Origin of the sequence: [Actinomadura] parvosata subsp. kistnae, from assembly GCF_900323885.1 — a bacterium.
GTDB lineage: Bacteria > Actinomycetota > Actinomycetes > Streptosporangiales > Streptosporangiaceae > Nonomuraea > Nonomuraea composti.
This window is the reverse complement of the sequence record NZ_OOHJ01000022.1, coordinates 236,728-252,580: the sequence shown is the minus strand read 5'-3', so window position 1 is coordinate 252,580 and position 15,853 is coordinate 236,728. Positions and strand designations below refer to the sequence as shown.

The following is a 15,853-nucleotide window of genomic DNA, read 5'->3' as shown; positions in this document are numbered from 1 at the left end:
CGTCAAAGCGACGAAAAGCCGGTCATTTACCGCCAGGGGTGACCAGGCCCGACTCGTACGCGGCCATCACGAGCTGCGCCCGGTCGAACAGCCCGAGGTGCTCCAGCAGCGACTTCACCACCAGGCCCACCTCCTCCTCCGGCAACGCCAGCGTCTGGCCGATCTGCCGGTTGGTCAGCCCCCGCGCGACGAGTTTGAGCACGTCCAGCCGGTCGTCGGGCAGCCCGGCCAGCGCCGGAGGGGAGTCCGGGTCCGGGCGCCCGGTGAACGCCGAGATCAGCCGCGTGGTCACGGCCGGGTCGATGAGCGCGTCCCCGGCCGCGGCCGCCCGGAGCGCGGCGAGGATCTGCTCGGGCGGTGACGTCTTCAGCACGAACCCGCTCACGCCCGCCCGCAGCGCCGCGTACAGGTTCTCGTCGCTGCCGAACGTGGTCATCATCACGACCTTCGGCGGGCGCTCGCCGGCCAGGATCCGGCGGGCGGCGGCCAGGCCGTCGAGGCGCGGCATCTGGATGTCGAGCAGCACCACGTCGGGCCGCGTCGCGCGGACGCCCGCGATCGCCTCCTCGCCGTTGGCCGCCTCGCCCGCCAGCGCGAACCCGGCCTCGCTGTCCAGCATGGCCTTCAGCCCGGTACGCACCAGCGCCTGGTCGTCGGCCACCAGCACCCGCAGCACCGGCCCGTCCACGGGGCTCTCCACCACGGGATCGGTGACGGCGACGGGCGGCTCCTCCAGGCGCTGGGCCAGCATGTCGGCCTCCAGCCGCTTCAGCCCCGCCGACAGGTCCAGCCCCAGCTCGTCCCGCCACACGGCGCGCGCCCTGCGCAGCGCCGCCAGCGCGTCGCCCTGGCGCCCCATCCGGTAGAGCGCCACGGCCAGCAGCCGCCACGCCTCCTCCCGCAGCGGGTACGCCGACGCGTGCGCCTCCAGGTCCGCCACCAGCGCCGTCGCCCGCCCCAGCGCGAGCCCGGCGTCGGCGCGCCGCTCGACGGCGATCAGCCGCAGCTCCTCCAGCCGCCCGGCCTCGGTCGCGGCCCAGCTCAGCTCGGCGAACTCGGCCAGCGCCGGCCCCCGCCACAACCCGAGCGCGCTCTCCATGGCCTCCCAGACCCGCGCGGGCGGGCCGTCGGACTTGGCCAGGCTCTCGAAGTGCCAGGCGTCCACCTGCTCGGTACGGGCGCGCAGCGCGTACCCGGGCGGCGCGGACACCAGCACCCCCGCCTCCTCGCGCGGCGCGCGGCCGGGCTCCAGCGCGCGGCGCAGCCGCGAGACGTAGCCCTGGATGGTGGACAGGGCCTGCGCCGGGGGCTCGCCCGGCCAGAGCTCGTCGATGAGGGTGTGCACGGGCACGGCGCGGCCACCGGCGACGAGCAGGCGCGCGAGCACCGCCCGCTGCCGCTGGCCGCCGAGGTCGAGGGGGGCTCCGTCGGCCCAGGCCTGGAACGGTCCGAGAGCGGTGAAAGTCAGCATGTCAGGCGTAACTGTAGAGGGAGAACGGGCCTGGGTATATGGGGAGATATCGCATCGTGCTCAGAGCGGTAGCTCGGCCTCCACCACCGTGCCTCCTCCGGCCGCGTCGCGAACGACGCACGTGCCTCCCAGCTCGGCGGCCCGCTCGCGCATCGAGCCCAGCCCGACCCCCGGCCGGGCGTCCGCCGGGATCCCGCTCCCGTCGTCGGTGACGGTGATCCGCAGCGTCTCGCCGCGCCGCAGCGCGACCGTGATCGTGGCGGCGCCGGCGTGCTTGCGCGCGTTGGTGAGCGCTTCCTGCACGATCCGGTACGCGGCCACCTCGACCGCCGCGGGCAGCCCGTCGAGGCGGCCGGAGACCTCGACCGGGGCGCCGGCCAGCTCCGCCAGCGCCCCGGCCAGGCCCAGCTCGTCGAGCGCCGGCGGGCGCAGGCCGTACACGAGCTGCCTGATGTCGCCGCTGACGGCGTCCATGCCGGCCCGCAGCTCGGCCAGCAGCAGGTCGGCGCGCTCCGGCGCGGTGCGCACGGACAGCCGCGCGGCGTTGATCGACATGGCCATGCCGGTCAGCGACTGGCCGAGCCCGTCGTGCAGGTCGCGCCGCAGCCGCCGCCGCTCCTCCTCGCGCGCGGTCAGGATGCGCTCGCGCGAGCGCTGCAACGCGGCCGTCAGCCGCACCGCGTGCGCCGCGTCGGCGATGTACGGGGTGAGCGTGGCGAGCACCCGCTCGTCGTGCGCGGCGGGGAACCTGCGCCGGTCGGTCGGCCCGACCAGCAGCAGCCCGACCGGCTCCCCGTGCCACACCAGCGGGATCACCCGCGCGGGCGCGCCGGCGGAGACGGTGCCGGACGTGGTGACGGCGCCGTCCAGCTCGACCGTCACGCCCGTGACCGACAGGCCCTCGCGCAGCGTGTCGAGGGTGGCGAGCAGGCCGTGCACTGGGTCGGCGTGCTGCAGCCGGTGCCGCAGCCGCCTGGCCAGCGTGCCGGGCACGCCGGTGCTGCCGTACAGGAGCCGGTCGATGCCGCGCTGCATGCCGCGCCGCATCGGCTGGAACGCGGCCCCGGCGAACACCGCCGCCGCGACGCCCGCCACCCGGTCCACTTCGGCGAGGAAGATGCTGCTCGCGGCGCTGGCGGCGACGTACACGCCGGTGGTCACGATGATCAGCCCGGTGCCGATCAGCGCGCGGCTGATCAGCGTGTCGATGCCGAACAACCGGTAGCGCAGCACCGCCACCGCGATGGCCGCCGGGATGAGCGGGATGAAGAGCGTGGCCAGCCACCAGAAGGGGTCGCCCAGCACCCACGGCACCAGCAGCCCCGGCAGCGTCACCATCACCCAGAGGAGCTGGCGCCGCTCGGTCGCGTCGCCGCGCGCGAACCGCACCACGAGCGAGACGAACGCCAGCGTCATGGCCGCCGACACCGTCCAGTGGGCGGGGTGTCTGAGCGCGCCCTGCCCGCTCAGCACGCCGGCCCAGTCGAGGGCCATGCCCGCCACGGCCAGCACGACCACCCAGCGCCAGCGCCGCGACAGCAGCCTGCCCGCCGGGTAGAGGAGGGGGAGCAGCACGCCGAGCGTGAGCTGCAGCACGTGCCACGTGAGGTTGATGATCGGGCGGCCCGCGGCGGGGTCGCCGTGGAGCAGGTGGAAGGTGTTGGCCGTCAGGATGTTGGCCGCGGCGCTCAGCCCGCCCGCGCACAGCAGCCAGCCGATCACCAGCCGCGGCCTGCTGTGCACGAGGATCGCGCCGAAGACGGAGAACGCCGTGCCCGCCATGTCCTCGGGCGCGAGCGGCAGCGGCGTCCACGACGGCTGGGGCAGCTGTGCCGTCACCCAGATGTCGGTGAGCTCGAACACCACGGCGAGCGTGGCCATCCCGATCGCCACGCCTCGCGCCAGACCTGCGCGGCGCATCCCATCCGCCCTTCCCACCCCGTGACCGGGTGAAAATTATCGGTGGGCTGCCAACGTCCGATCAAAATTTTCTCAACGCGCTCCGCACCTGGTCAGAGCGACGATACCGGGTCACGGCGGCGCACGGCAGGCCCCAGCAGCAGCATCCCGGCGGCGGCCGCCAGGCCGACCCCGCCGATCGTGAACCACAGCACCCGCGGCCCCAGCTCCAGCAGCGGCCCGCCGGCCAGCGGCGCCAGCACCGCCGCCAGCGACCACGCGAGCCCGAACAGCCCCGAGTAGCGCCCGCGCAGCTCGGGGGGCGCCAGCGCGGCCACGATGGCGCCCGGGATGCCGGCCGTGATGATCTCGCCGGCCGTCCAGATGGCGATCGTCACCGCCAGCCCGAGCGTGCTGGTCACGAACGCGGTCATCGCGAACCCCGCGGCCATCACCGCCACCCCCAGCGCGAACGTGCGCGCCGGGTCCATCCGCCCCAGCCGGCCGGACACCAGCGGCTGCACGATGACGATGAGGATCCCGTTCATGGCCATGGCCAGCCCGAACTCCTGGGACGACAGCTTCACGACGCCGGTCATCGCCACCGGCAGCATGGTCATCGTCTGCGCGTAGACCAGCGCGTTGCCCAGCACCACCAGCGTGAACCCGACCATCACCCGGTCGCGCAGCACCACCCCGAACCCGCCGGTCTTCTGCCTCGTCTCCGGCCGGGTCTCCGGCACCGCCCGCCACACCAGCACGGCGAAGACCACGCTGGACAGCGCGTCGATCCAGAACAGCCAGACGAACCCGAGCCCCGCCAGCCAGCCGCCGGCCGTCATGCCCACCGAGTAACCGAGGTTGATCGCCCAGAACAGCAGCCCGTACGCCCGGGGCCGCTCCTCGGGGGAGACGAGGTCGGCGACCAGCGCGCTCGAAGCCGGCCGGTAGACGTCCACCACCAGGCCGAGCGCGAACATCGAGGCCAGGATCGCGGGCAGCGAGGTGCTGTAGCCCAGCGCCAGCATGCAGACGGCGGTGGCCAGCATGCCGCCCGACAGCGTGGCCCGCCGCCCGATGCGGTCCGTCAGCACGCCCGCCACGAGCTGCGACAGCAGCGAGCCCGCCCCGAACAGGCCCATCACCAGGCCCGCGGCGGCCACGGACAGGCCGCGGCTCTGGGTGAGGTAGACGCCCGTGAAGGGCATCACCATGGTCCCCAGGCGGTTCACCAGCGTGCCGCCCCAAAGAGCCCAGAACGGGCGGGGCAGCCCGGCGACCTGCGCCTTGAGGAAAGAGGTCTTCTCGACGGTAGAGCTCGACACGCCTCAAAGAGTGAGATTTCCGGCTTTGTCCGGCGAACGATTTAGCGCAGACTAAAAGCATGTCCATCACGTGGGTGCTGACGCCCGACGACGTCGCGCGCATCCGGTTCGCGTTCTCCCCGCTGTGGGAGCTGGTGGCGAGCCTGCGCACCCTCCAGCAGCCCGCCAGGCAGTCGATCCACCTGCCCTGGATCAAGGCCGTGCGGCCCCGGCTGGCCGGGCTCGACCTGTCGGAGCTGTTCGCGCTCGTGCCCCCCACCGGCTACCTCGCCGACTTCATCACCCCGCCGCCCGACACGCCGCTGCCCGACTTCGCCGCCGAGCTCGACCGGGTCAGGCGCACCGACCCCGAGCAGGCGCGCCGGGAGATCGGCCGGATCCAGGGCACGGACCCGGCCGCGCTGGCCCGCTTCGCCGCCGACCCCGCCGCCGGCGTGTCCAGGGTCGCGGACGCGCTGGAGACGTACTGGGAGGAGTGCTTCGCCGAGTTCTGGCCCCGCGTGTACGCGCTGCTGGAGCGGGACGTGCTGCGCCGCTCGCGGCAGCTCGCCCGGGGCGGGGCCCGCGAGCTGTTCGCCGGGCTCGACCCGGCCGTGGTGTGGACGGGGGAGCGGCTGCTCATCGACCGGCCCTGGTGCGCCGACGGCGGGCTCAACGGCGACGGGCTCATCCTCGTGCCCAGCGCGTTCTACTGGCCCGCCGTGGCCGTGATGACGGCGCCGTACCAGCCGATGCTCGTCTACCCCGTGCACGGCGTCGGCACGCTCTGGGAGCAGGGCCCGCCGCCCGCGCCCGGCGCGCTGTCCGCGCTGATCGGCAGGAGCCGGGCCGCGATCCTGCTCGCGCTCGCCGAGCCCGCCACCACCTCCGCGCTGGCCGCCCGCATGGCGCTCACGCCCGGCGCGGTCAGCCAGCACCTCGGCGTGCTCAGCGGCGGCGGGCTCGCGGTCGGCATGCGCATCGGCAAGCAGGTCGTCTACCGCCGCACCCTGGCCGGCGACATGCTCGCCGCCGGCCCCGCCCCCACGCCTGAGAGCCCCCCACGCCTGAGAGCCCCCTACGCCCGGGAGTCCCCTACGCGTAGCGCTGGGACTCCAGCAGCCAGTCCAGGTGGGCGCGCGGCGCCGCCAGGTACGCGCACGCCACCTTGCTGACGTCCCTGGCCGTCTTTGGCTCCAGGTCGTCCAGCGGCAGCCGCCGGGCCGCCTTGCGCATGTCGAGGCAGCGCCCCGCGATCCGGTCGAGCACCCAGGCCGTCGCCTCCCGCTCGCCGAGCCCGAGCTGCCGCATCGCCAGCACCACGAAGTTGTGCACGTCGCCGCGCTCCTTCGGCCGCGACGCCACGTCGTTGCACCAGGCGGTGACGTCGCTGCAGGCGTCCACGAGCTGCCGCCACGGGTCCGACTCGTGCAGCCACACCGGCACCTCCACCCGCAGGCACGGCTCCACCAGGTCGTACAGGTACGGCCCCACGGTGCCCCTGCGCAGCGCCGGGTACTCCTCCAGGGTCGGCATCCGGCCCGCCGCGCGGTTCTCCGCCTCGGCGCGGCAGGCGTCGTACTGGCGCTGCAACCCCACCGCGAACCTGGCCCGCCAGCGGTCGCTCATCCGCACGCTCGTCACCCGCCACAGGTCGGCGAAGGCCGCCTCCAGCGGGTGGCGCGAGCTGCCCTTGAGCATGCCGTGGAAGATCTCGAGCGGGCCCGAGTGCTCATCCAGCTCGTCGTCCAGGTGGAACAGCCAGGTGAGCCACTGCGCGAACAGCGCCGCCGCGGCCGCGTCGAACTCGGCGAACGCCCGGCCCGCCATCCGGTGGTAGCCGACCCCCGGGTCTGCGCGCAGGCCGGTGCGCCTGGCCCAGTCGATGACCGCGGCCTCGATCGCGTACACGGCGGGGTGCATCCGGCACGGCGCCGCCATCGCGGGCACCCGCTCGGTCAGCGGCAGCAGCGCCAGCGCGGCCGAGCCGCCCCTGCGCGGCAGCGGCAGCAGCGACGTCAGCGCGGAGCGCAGCGCGGTGCGCACCGTGCTGCGCACGGCGGCGAACACGGTGGTGCCGGTCGTCGTGGTGGTCATCACAGGGGCCCGAACAGCCAGTTGCCGGCGGCGTTGGGGTCGTCGCCGCGGTAGTAGTCGGCGGCGGCCACGACCAGCTCCTCCACGGTCAGCGCGCCCCTGCCCGCCCGGTCGAGCCGGTCGAACGCCTCGTCCACGTCGTCGTAGGCCACCCCGAACGCGCACAGCATGGTCCGGAACTCGCCCGGCCCGATCTGCCCGTCGTCATCGCCGTCGCACAGCTCCGCCACCGCGACCGTGGCCGGCCGGAACACCGCGTCGTAGCGGTCGCCCTCGACGAACGCCGCCGTCATGCCCCTGCGGAAGTCGGGGCGCGCGATGCCGGAGTCGCCGTCGCGCTCCAGCGTCTCCGACAGGGTGGACCAGATGCGGTCGAAGCTTTCCACGAGACTCGCCCCGGTGACCGACGTGGGGGACTCCCCGAAGCCCACCAGGATGCGGGCGCCCAGCCCCAGCAGGTCCTCGCGCTCGACGACGCCGTTGCCGCTCGCGTCGATGTGGTCGAACGCCCGATCGAGCTTGTGATTGAGCAGGTCGATGGCCACCAATGCCTCCCCCGAGACTGACTGCGTGATCACAGTAAGTCGGGGCGGGCCCTTTGTCAGCGAGGCTCGCACCGGCACCCCCCGTAACGTGTGCGAAACACGGACACGGCATGCTGGTGTGTGACCCGATACCGTCCGTCGAACGAGGGGATGCTGTGGACCGCCAGCAGGAGTTCGTGCTCCGCACACTCGAGGAACGCGACATCCGGTTCATCCGGCTGTGGTTCACCGACGTGCTCGGCTTCCTCAAGTCCGTCGCGATCGCGCCTGCCGAGCTGGAAGGGGCCTTCGCCGAGGGCATCGGGTTCGACGGGTCGGCCATCGAGGGCTTCGCCCGCGTCTACGAGTCCGACATGCTGGCCAAGCCCGACCCGGCCACGTTCCAGATCCTGCCGTGGCGCAGCGAGACGCCGGGCGCGGCGCGCATCTTCTGCGACATCCTCATGCCCGACGGCACGCCGTCGCACGCCGACCCGCGCTGGGTGCTCAAGCGCACGCTCGCCAAGTGCGCCGACATGGGCTTCACCTTCTACACCCACCCCGAGATCGAGTTCTTCCTGCTGAAGAACCGTCCCGAGCCCGGCCAGCGGCCCGAGCCGATCGACTCCGGCGGCTACTTCGACCACACGCCCCACAGCTCCGGCCACGACTTCCGGCGCCAGGCGATCATGATGCTCGAGTCGATGGGCATCTCCGTCGAGTTCAGCCACCACGAGGGCGCGCCCGGCCAGCAGGAGATCGACCTGCGCTACGCCGACGCGCTCACCACGGCCGACAACATCATGACCTTCCGCCTGGTCATGAAGGAGGTCGCGCTGGAGCAGGGCATCTGGGCCTCGTTCATGCCCAAGCCGTTCACCGAGCACCCCGGCTCCGGCATGCACACGCACATGTCGCTGTTCGAGGGCGACCGCAACGCCTTCTACGAGGCGGGCACCGACTACCGGCTGTCCAAGATCGGCCGCTCGTTCATCGCGGGGCTGCTGCGGCACGCCGCCGAGATCACCGCCGTCACCAACCAGTGGGTCAACTCCTACAAGCGGCTGTGGGGCGGCGCCGAGGCCATCGCCGGGCTGGGCGGCGAGGCCCCCTCCTACGTGTGCTGGGGCCACAACAACCGCTCGGCCCTGGTCCGGGTGCCCATGTACAAGCCGCACAAGGGCGGCTCGACCCGCATCGAGTTCCGCTCGCTCGACTCCGCCTGCAACCCCTACCTGGCCTTCGCGCTGATCCTGGCCGCCGGGCTGAAGGGCATCGAGGAGAGCTACGACCTGCCGCCCGCCGCCGAGGACAACGTCTGGACCCTGACCAGCGCCGAGCGGCGCGCCCTCGGCATCCAGCCGCTGCCCGGCTCGCTCAACGACGCGATCGAGGTCATGGAGCGCAGCGAGCTGGTGGCCGAGACGCTGGGCGAGCACGTCTTCGACTTCTTCCTGCGCAACAAGCGCAGCGAGTGGCGCGAGTACCGCCGCCACGTCACCGAGTTCGAGCTCGGCCGCTACCTGCCCGTGCTCTGACCTACGTCCGCGACGGCCGGCGCGGGCCGGTGCCGCTGATCGAGTCGAACACGATCGCCTCCAGCAGCCCGGCCTCCGCCCGGTCCATGATGCGCGCCCCGGCCGCCGGAGCCGGGTCGCCGCCCTTCACCCGCGCGAGCAGGCTGTCCCACCTGCGCTGATGCCGGGCGAACGTGCGGGCCGCCACCACCCGGCCCCTGGCCCGCTGCCCCGCCAGCGCCTCGTCCGGCGGGGCGTCGAGCAGGAGCAGGTGGAAGTCCGCGCCGTGCCGGCGCGCCAGCCAGGCGAAACCCCGCAGCACGTACGGGCCGCAGCCCCGGTTGTGCGCCACCACCGCGTGCCCCTGCGTCAGGGCCTGCCGGATGCGCGTCACATGGGTGACGAACACCACCGCGCGGCGCACCGGGTAGGGCGCCCACGCGAGCCGGCCCTGCCAGTGCCGCTTCGACTGCGCCGAGTCGATCACCGCCACCGCGCCGGAGGTCACGGGCAGGCTCTCGGCGCCGTGCATGCCGTACAGGCGCCGCAGCAGCGTGGTCTTGCCCGCTCCCGGCAGCCCCGTCAGGATGACCAGGGCCCCCGGCGGGTACCGAAGCCTCGCCCCCTCCACACGCAACACCCTTCCGCCCGATCCGCCGTACCTACCCCTGCCGCGCCAGCATAGGGCGCGTGGTACCAGCCTCTCCGAGGATGGGCCGAGACGCGCACCCCGCTCCGTGATCGGCGAGAATCCGCCGTTTGGTCGCGGCGGCCGGGAAACCTCGTTAAGGTACTGCCAACGCCTTGATCGGCCTCACTCCCGGAGCGGTTTCCGAGTGGGGCCGATTTTCGTTGCTTCTGACCCCCGAGTCACATCCGCGTGATCCGCGGCGCCTAGCGTCTCGTTACCCGGTGGGGGAAGTTTCGGGCCCCTTCAAGGCGTTATGGAGACGTACCGAGCAGCCACCGGACCCCCGCATCCTAGGTAAACCGGGAGTCCAGTAAAATCGGCCTGCTCTTTATGATATTTCCGGACTTCTCGCCTTGTGTGGCGATATAGGAGGGTGTGGCATGACGACGGCTGCCCTGCAGACCGTGTTGACCGTTCCCCAGCGCTTCCGTGGTCCCGTGGGCGTCGCCAACGGCGGCTGGATCGCGGGCACCATGGCGGAGGCGCTGAACGGTGGCCGATCAGCCGTCGAGGTCACGTTGCACGCCCCCACGCCGCTGGAGACCGAGCTGCGGCTGGAGCACGTGGCCAACACGGTGTCCCTCTCGCACGGCGACAAGCTGCTCGTCGAGGCGATCCCCGTGGCCGAGGAGCTGGAGGGCCCCGGGTTCGTGCCGTTCAACGACGCGGCCCGCGCCGAGGCCGGGTTCGCGGGGCTCAAGGCGCACCCGTTCGCGGAGTGCTTCGCCTGCGGCCTGCGCGAGCCCGGTGACGGCCTGCGGATCTTCCCCGGCCCGGTGGAGGGCAGCGACCTCGTGGCGGCCGGCTGGCGGGTGCCGTTCACCGTGACCGGCGAGGACGGCGTGCCCGCCTCCATCGTCGGCGCGGTGCTCGACTGCATCACCGGCTGGGCGCACTTCGGCCCCGGTGAGAGCGCCCTGCTCGGCCGCCTGGCCGTGCAGATCCACCGCCCGGTGCTGCCGGGTGGCCGCTACTCGGTGGTGGCCCGCCCGACCGGGCGCGACGGCCGCAAGATGTTCGGCCAGAGCGCCATCTACGAGGTGGACGGCACGCTGGTCGCCGCCGCCCGCGCCACGTGGATCGCTCCACGCTGAGCTTCCTTTTTGAGCTCTCTTTCTGGGCTCCCTTTGACGAACGGACCAAGGCCCCCGAGCCGCTCTCGGGGGCCTTCGCCGTTCTAGGCGGTCAGCCGGTCCACGACGGTGGCCACGCAGCGCTCGTCGAACAGGATCGTGTAGTGGTTGCAGTCGGGCACCACCTCGTCGCGCAGCCCCGGCAGCCGCTCCTTCCAGGGCCGCACCAGGTCGTCGGGCAGCATCCCCGTCTCCTGGTCGAGCAGCCCGCGCGGCGCCCTGAGCAGGAACAGCGGCGCCTTGATCGCCGTCAGCGCCGCCCCGATGGCCTCCCGCTCCAGGTGCAGCCACCGGCCGTCGGCCAGCACCGCCTCGCCCGCCGCGCGGGAGCGCAGCGCGCCTTCGGGGCCCGTCAGGTCGTAGCGCACGTACGCCTCGACGTCGGCGTTCCAGCGGCCGGCGAAGGCCGGGTGCGCCTTGAAGAAGTCCACGTACGCCTCCGCCGACGGGAACGTCTGCCGCAGCCGGGCCAGCGCCGGGCCGAGCGCCGCCTCCAGTGCCGCGTCGGGGTCCGTGCCCTCGGGGATCGGCGCCAGCGGGATCCCGCCGTCCACCAGCACGACCCTGGCGAACTCGCGCTGGGCGCCGGCGAGCGCCGCCACGTACGCGCCCATGGAATGGCCCGTCAGCACCGCGTCCGGGCCGGCTCCGACGTGGTCGGCCACGCGCAGCACGTCCTCGGCGTGCCTGGGCAGCCCGTACGGGCCGGGCAGGCCCGCGCTGTGCCCGCGCCCGCGCAGGTCCATGGCCACCAGCGACCAGCCCTCCGGCAGCCGCCGCCCGGCCCCGGCCCAGGCCATGAGCGAGGCGGTGATGCCGTGGACGGCGATGATCGTGCGCGGTCCCGTTCCGAACGTGGCGATCCGCAGACCGCCGACCTCGTCAATCCTCATAATCTCCACATAATTCCTCATATGCGAATCACCGTCATCGAACATGAGGCCGAGGCCGGGCTCGGTTACCTCGCGCAGTGGCTCGGCGTCGCCTGCGAGGTCGTGCGGCCGTACCTGGGGGAGGAGGTCCCCGAGCGGGCGGCGGACGGGCTCGTCGTGCTCGGCGGCGCGGCGGCGGCCTGGGAGGACGAGCGCAGCCCCTGGCAGCCCGCCACCCGCGACCTGCTGCGCCGCGCCGTCGACGACGCAACCCCCACGCTGGCCATCTGCCTAGGCGCGCAGCTGCTCACCCTGGCGTGCGGCGGGACGGTGGAGCGCGGCGGCAACGGGCTGGAGGTGGGCGCCCGCGAGGTCGTCGCGCTGCCCGCCGCCGCCACCGACCCCCTGCTGTCGGGCATCACCACCGCCGTGGCGATCCAGTACCACCAGGACGCCATGACGCGGCTGCCCGACGGGGCCGTGCCGCTGATGACCGGCGCCCAGTACCCGAACCAGGCCTACCGGCTCGGCGAGGCGGCCTGGGCCGTGCAGTTCCACCCCGAGGCCACGCCGGAGATCTTCGCCTCGTGGACGGCGGACTCCGGCCTGGATACGGCCGAGGAGCTCAACGCCGGGGTGAAGGCCGCCGAGAGCGCGCTGGTGGCCACCTGGCGCCCGGTGGCGCGCGCGTTCGCCGACATCGTCAGGAACGGCCGCCCCGCCTGAGCGTCACCTCGCGTGCGGGCCGAAACGCCCGCCTGAGCGCCACCTCGCGTGCGGTCAGGAACGGCCGTCCCGCCTGACCTTCTTCCTCCCTGAGGTGAGGGCGTGCGCGCCGACGTGCACGCCCGCCAGGACCAGCGGGAACGCCGCCACGGCCGCCCCGGGCCCGGTCGCCGGCACTCCGGCCCGCCGCAGCCGCCGCCACGCCCACACCGCGTACGGGATCACGACGACCGGCGCCGTCACCACGCCCGGCGTGTACCCGCGAAAGAGCGCGGCCTGGGCGAGATGCACCACCCCGTGCACCCCGAACCCGGCCAGCGCCGCCTGGAACATCGCGCTCCGCCCGCCCGTGCGCGCCCCCAGCGCCGAGGCCGTGGCCATGACCCCGCCCATCAGCCCGATGGCCACGCTCGCGTGCGCCTGCGACACCTCGATCCGCTCCCACGGCACCCGCGGGAAGCGCTCCTCCAGGCGGGGCCGCGCCGCCCGCGTCCACCGCGCCATCGTCGCCAGCTCCTCGGCGTCGTGCACCGCCCAGGCGGCCAGCAACCCCCACGCCACTCCTGCCGGAACCCGTCCTGCCGCCATCTCGACCCCCTCAAAACACAACGCAACGTTGCGTTCGCATGTTACGGCGAAACACGCAAGAGCTGTCAAGATGGAGGGGTGCCCAGGATCGAATCCACCGCCGCGCGCCTCGCGAAGCTCGGCTTCGCCGACGCCGTCAGGGCGGCGCAGCTCGTCCGCCAGTCGGAGGCCGACCTGGACGACATCCTGGAGTCCCTGGTCGAGGTGGCCGATCCCGATCAGGCGCTGGTCTCGCTGATCCGCCTGATCGAGCGCGAGCCGGCCGTGCTCGAGGCCGTCCGCTCCGACGAGGTCCTGCGCGGCAGGCTCCTGGCCGTGCTCGGCGTCAGCGCCGCGCTCGGCGAGCACCTGGTCCGCCACCCCGGCCAGGTGGCCCGCCTGGCCGAGCAGCGGCTCGGCGAGGCCAGGGCCGAGCTGCTGCGGGCGGTCGGCGCCGAGCCGGGCGAGAGCGAGCCGCGCGCGGCCGAGGGCGGCACCGGCGCGCTGACGGCGCTGCGCGTCGCCTACCGGGGCCGCCTGGCGCACCTGGCCGCCCGCGACCTGACCGGCCAGGCCACGCTCGGCGAGGTCACCGCCGAGCTGTCCGACCTGGCCGGCGCCGCGCTGGAGGCCGCGCTCGCCGTCGCCCGCACCGAGGTCGAGGCCGGCGAGGTGCGCTTCGCGGTCATCGGCATGGGCAAGTGCGGCGCCAGAGAGCTCAACTACATCAGCGACGTCGACGTGATCTTCGTGGCGGAGCCGAGGGAGGGCGCCGACGAGGCCAAGGCGCTGCGCGCCGCCACCCGGCTGGCCCAGGCCATGATGCGGGCCTGCTCCGCCACCACCCCCGAGGGCTCGCTGTGGGAGGTCGACGCCGGGCTGCGCCCGGAGGGCCGCTCGGGGCCGCTGGTGCGCACGCTGGCCAGCCACCTCGCCTACTACCGCCGCTGGGCCAAGACGTGGGAGTTCCAGGCGCTGCTCAAGGCCCGGCCCGTGGCCGGCGACCTGGAGCTGGGCGGCGCCTACGTCGAGGCGGTCAACGAGATGGTGTGGTCGGCCGCCACCCGCGAGCACTTCGTCGAGGACGTGCAGGCCATGCGCCGCCGCGTCGAGGCCCACGTGCGGGCCGAGGGCGAGCGGCAGCTCAAGCTGGGGCCGGGCGGGCTGCGCGACATCGAGTTCGCCGTGCAGCTCCTGCAGCTCGTGCACGGCCGGCTCGACCCTTTGCTGCGCCGCAGGGCCACGCTCCCGGCGCTGGCGGCCCTGTCGCGGGGCGGCTACGTCGGCCGCGACGACTCGCGCGGGCTGGCGGAGGCGTACACGTTCCTGCGACAGGTCGAGCACCTGCTGCAGCTGCACCGGTTGCGCCGCACCCACGTCGTGCCCACCGGCGACGACGATCTGCGCAGGCTGGGGCGGGCGCTGGGCATGCAGGCCGACCCCGTCGGCGAGTTCACGGCGCGGTGGCGGCGGCACGCGATGGAGGCGCGGCGGCTGCACGAGAAGCTGTTCTACCGGCCGCTGCTGCAGGCCGTGGCGCGGCTGCCCGAGTCGGAGGCGCGGCTGTCCACCGCCGCGGCGGCGGCCCGGCTGGAGGCGCTCGGCTACGTCGATCCGCGCGGCGCGCTGCGGCACATCGCGAACCTGTCCACCGGCGTGTCCCGGCGGGCCGCCATCCAGCGCACGCTGCTGCCGGTCATGCTCGGCTGGTTCGCCGACACGCCCGACCCCGACGCCGCGCTGCTCGGGTTCCGCCAGGTCAGCGACAAGCTGGGCAGCACGCCGTGGTACCTGCGGCTGCTGCGCGACGAGACCGCCGTAGCGGCCAGGATGGCGCGCGTGCTCGGCACCAGCCGCTACGCCACCGGCCTGCTCATGCACGCCCCCGACGCGGTGGCGATGCTGGGCTCCGACGACGAGCTGGCCGTGCGCCCGCCGGAGTCGCTGCTCGGCGAGGCGTCCGCCGCCGTGTCCCGCTACGCCGGCGACCCCGAGGGCGCCGTCACGGCGGTGCGGGCGCTGCGCCGCAAAGAGCTGTTCCGCACCGCCGTGGCCGACATCTCCGGCCTGATCGACATCGAGACCGTCGGCACCGCCCTGTCGCGGCTCAACGACGTGACCCTCCAGGCCGCGCTCGACGCCGCGCTCAGCAAGGTCCCGCCCGTCACCTCCTTCGCGATCATCGCGATGGGCCGGCTGGGCGGCATGGAGTGCTCCTACGCCAGCGACGCCGACGTCATGTTCGTGCACTCGCCGCGGCCCGGGGCCGATGAGCGGGAGGCCGGCGACGCCGCCTTCGCCGTCGCCAACGAGCTGCGCCGCCTGCTGTCGCTGCCCGCCCCCGACCCGCCCCTGCTCATCGACCCCGACCTGCGCCCGGAGGGCCGCCAGGGCCCGCTGGTGCGCACGCTGGCCTCCTACCGCGCCTACTACTCCCGCTGGTCGGCGCCGTGGGAGGCGCAGGCCCTGCTGCGGGCCCGCTTCTCGGCCGGCGACGCCGAGCTGGGGGCGGCGTTCACCGCCATGATCGACGAGCTGCGCTACCCGCAGAGCGGCCTGCGCGACGACGCGATCAGGGAGATCCGGCGGCTCAAGGCCCGCATGGAGGCCGAGCGGCTGCCGCGCGGCGCCGACCCCGCCCTGCACACCAAGCTCGGGCCCGGCGGGCTGTCGGACGTGGAGTGGGTGGCCCAGCTCCTCCAACTCTGCCACGCCGGCGAGCGCCCGTCCCTGCGCACCACCCGCACGCTGGAGGCGCTGCGGGCCGCCGTGGGGGAGGGGCTGCTGGATCCGGACGACGAGGCGGTGCTGGCGGAGTCCTGGCGGTTCGCCTCGCGGGTCCGCGACGCGATCATGCTGATGAAGGGCCGTCCCGGCGACAGCGTCCCGCGCGACGGGGGAGAGCGCCGGATGCTCGCGCAGACCCTCGGCTACCCGCCCGACGGCTCCGAGGACTTCCTCGACGACTACCGGCGCGTCACCCGCCGCGCCCGCAAAGTCATGGACCGGGTCTTCTACGGCGCCTGACCCCTTCCGCGCAATGCCGTGCGTC

General features: G+C 73.9%; 13 protein-coding genes. 5 read left to right on the top strand and 8 right to left on the bottom strand.

The genetic code is table 11. The features are described 5' to 3' along the window. Positions 1 to 22: 22 nt before the first annotated feature. The 3 genes from KIS93_RS43965 to KIS93_RS43955 form a co-directional block, all read right to left on the bottom strand. Positions 23 to 1,471, bottom strand: a complete 1,449-nt coding sequence (locus tag KIS93_RS43965; protein WP_080041250.1) for a BTAD domain-containing putative transcriptional regulator — start codon at positions 1,469 to 1,471, stop codon at positions 23 to 25. 60 nt (positions 1,472 to 1,531) lie between these two features. Next, entirely contained in the window at positions 1,532 to 3,391 is a 1,860-nt protein-coding gene (locus KIS93_RS43960; protein WP_186404783.1) for a sensor histidine kinase, read from the bottom strand. Between the two features lie 92 nt (positions 3,392 to 3,483). Then, positions 3,484 to 4,695 (bottom strand): MDR family MFS transporter, encoded by a 1,212-nt coding sequence (locus KIS93_RS43955; protein WP_080041247.1) that lies wholly within the window; start codon positions 4,693 to 4,695, stop codon positions 3,484 to 3,486. A 59-nt stretch (positions 4,696 to 4,754) separates the two neighbouring features. Between KIS93_RS43955 and KIS93_RS43950 the strand changes: the two genes are divergently transcribed. After that, positions 4,755 to 5,849 (top strand): DUF5937 family protein, encoded by a 1,095-nt coding sequence (locus KIS93_RS43950; protein ID WP_186404782.1) that lies wholly within the window; start codon positions 4,755 to 4,757, stop codon positions 5,847 to 5,849. Here the strand turns inward: KIS93_RS43950 and KIS93_RS43945 are convergent. Both KIS93_RS43945 and KIS93_RS43940 read right to left on the bottom strand, forming a co-directional pair. Beyond that, positions 5,770 to 6,771 (bottom strand): terpene synthase family protein, encoded by a 1,002-nt coding sequence (locus tag KIS93_RS43945; RefSeq protein ID WP_080047057.1) that lies wholly within the window; start codon positions 6,769 to 6,771, stop codon positions 5,770 to 5,772. The two genes, KIS93_RS43950 and KIS93_RS43945, sit on opposite strands and share 80 nt — an antisense overlap. After that, positions 6,771 to 7,316, bottom strand: a complete 546-nt coding sequence (locus KIS93_RS43940; RefSeq protein ID WP_080047056.1) for an EF-hand domain-containing protein — start codon at positions 7,314 to 7,316, stop codon at positions 6,771 to 6,773. The genes KIS93_RS43945 and KIS93_RS43940 overlap by 1 nt, the downstream gene beginning before the upstream one ends. Before the next feature lie 155 nt (positions 7,317 to 7,471). On the opposite strand from KIS93_RS43940, the gene KIS93_RS43935 reads away from it, so the two are divergent. Then, positions 7,472 to 8,833, top strand: coding sequence for a glutamine synthetase family protein (locus tag KIS93_RS43935; protein ID WP_080041245.1), 1,362 nt, complete (start codon positions 7,472 to 7,474; stop codon positions 8,831 to 8,833). Position 8,834: 1 nt separating this feature from the next. Here KIS93_RS43935 and KIS93_RS43930 read toward each other — a convergent pair whose 3' ends face one another. Then, positions 8,835 to 9,443 (bottom strand): ATP-binding protein, encoded by a 609-nt coding sequence (locus tag KIS93_RS43930; RefSeq protein WP_230465422.1) that lies wholly within the window; start codon positions 9,441 to 9,443, stop codon positions 8,835 to 8,837. A gap of 440 nt (positions 9,444 to 9,883) precedes the next feature. On the opposite strand from KIS93_RS43930, the gene KIS93_RS43925 reads away from it, so the two are divergent. Then, positions 9,884 to 10,597, top strand: coding sequence for a PaaI family thioesterase (locus tag KIS93_RS43925; protein ID WP_080041243.1), 714 nt, complete (start codon positions 9,884 to 9,886; stop codon positions 10,595 to 10,597). Between the two features lie 83 nt (positions 10,598 to 10,680). On the opposite strand, the gene KIS93_RS43920 is transcribed toward KIS93_RS43925, so the two are convergent. Then, entirely contained in the window at positions 10,681 to 11,529 is an 849-nt protein-coding gene (locus tag KIS93_RS43920; protein WP_222107860.1) for an alpha/beta fold hydrolase, read from the bottom strand. A 21-nt stretch (positions 11,530 to 11,550) separates the two neighbouring features. Between KIS93_RS43920 and KIS93_RS43915 the strand changes: the two genes are divergently transcribed. Next, on the top strand, positions 11,551 to 12,234 hold the full coding sequence (locus KIS93_RS43915; protein WP_080041241.1) for a type 1 glutamine amidotransferase: 684 nt from the start codon (positions 11,551 to 11,553) through the stop codon (positions 12,232 to 12,234). A gap of 54 nt (positions 12,235 to 12,288) precedes the next feature. On the opposite strand, the gene KIS93_RS43910 is transcribed toward KIS93_RS43915, so the two are convergent. After that, complete coding sequence (locus KIS93_RS43910) at positions 12,289 to 12,822, bottom strand: HXXEE domain-containing protein (protein ID WP_186404781.1); 534 nt, start codon at positions 12,820 to 12,822, stop codon at positions 12,289 to 12,291. Positions 12,823 to 12,900: 78 nt separating this feature from the next. On the opposite strand from KIS93_RS43910, the gene KIS93_RS43905 reads away from it, so the two are divergent. Further along, positions 12,901 to 15,828: a bifunctional [glutamine synthetase] adenylyltransferase/[glutamine synthetase]-adenylyl-L-tyrosine phosphorylase gene (locus tag KIS93_RS43905; protein WP_080041239.1), complete on the top strand. Its 2,928-nt coding sequence runs from the start codon at positions 12,901 to 12,903 to the stop codon at positions 15,826 to 15,828. Positions 15,829 to 15,853 lie beyond the last annotated feature (25 nt).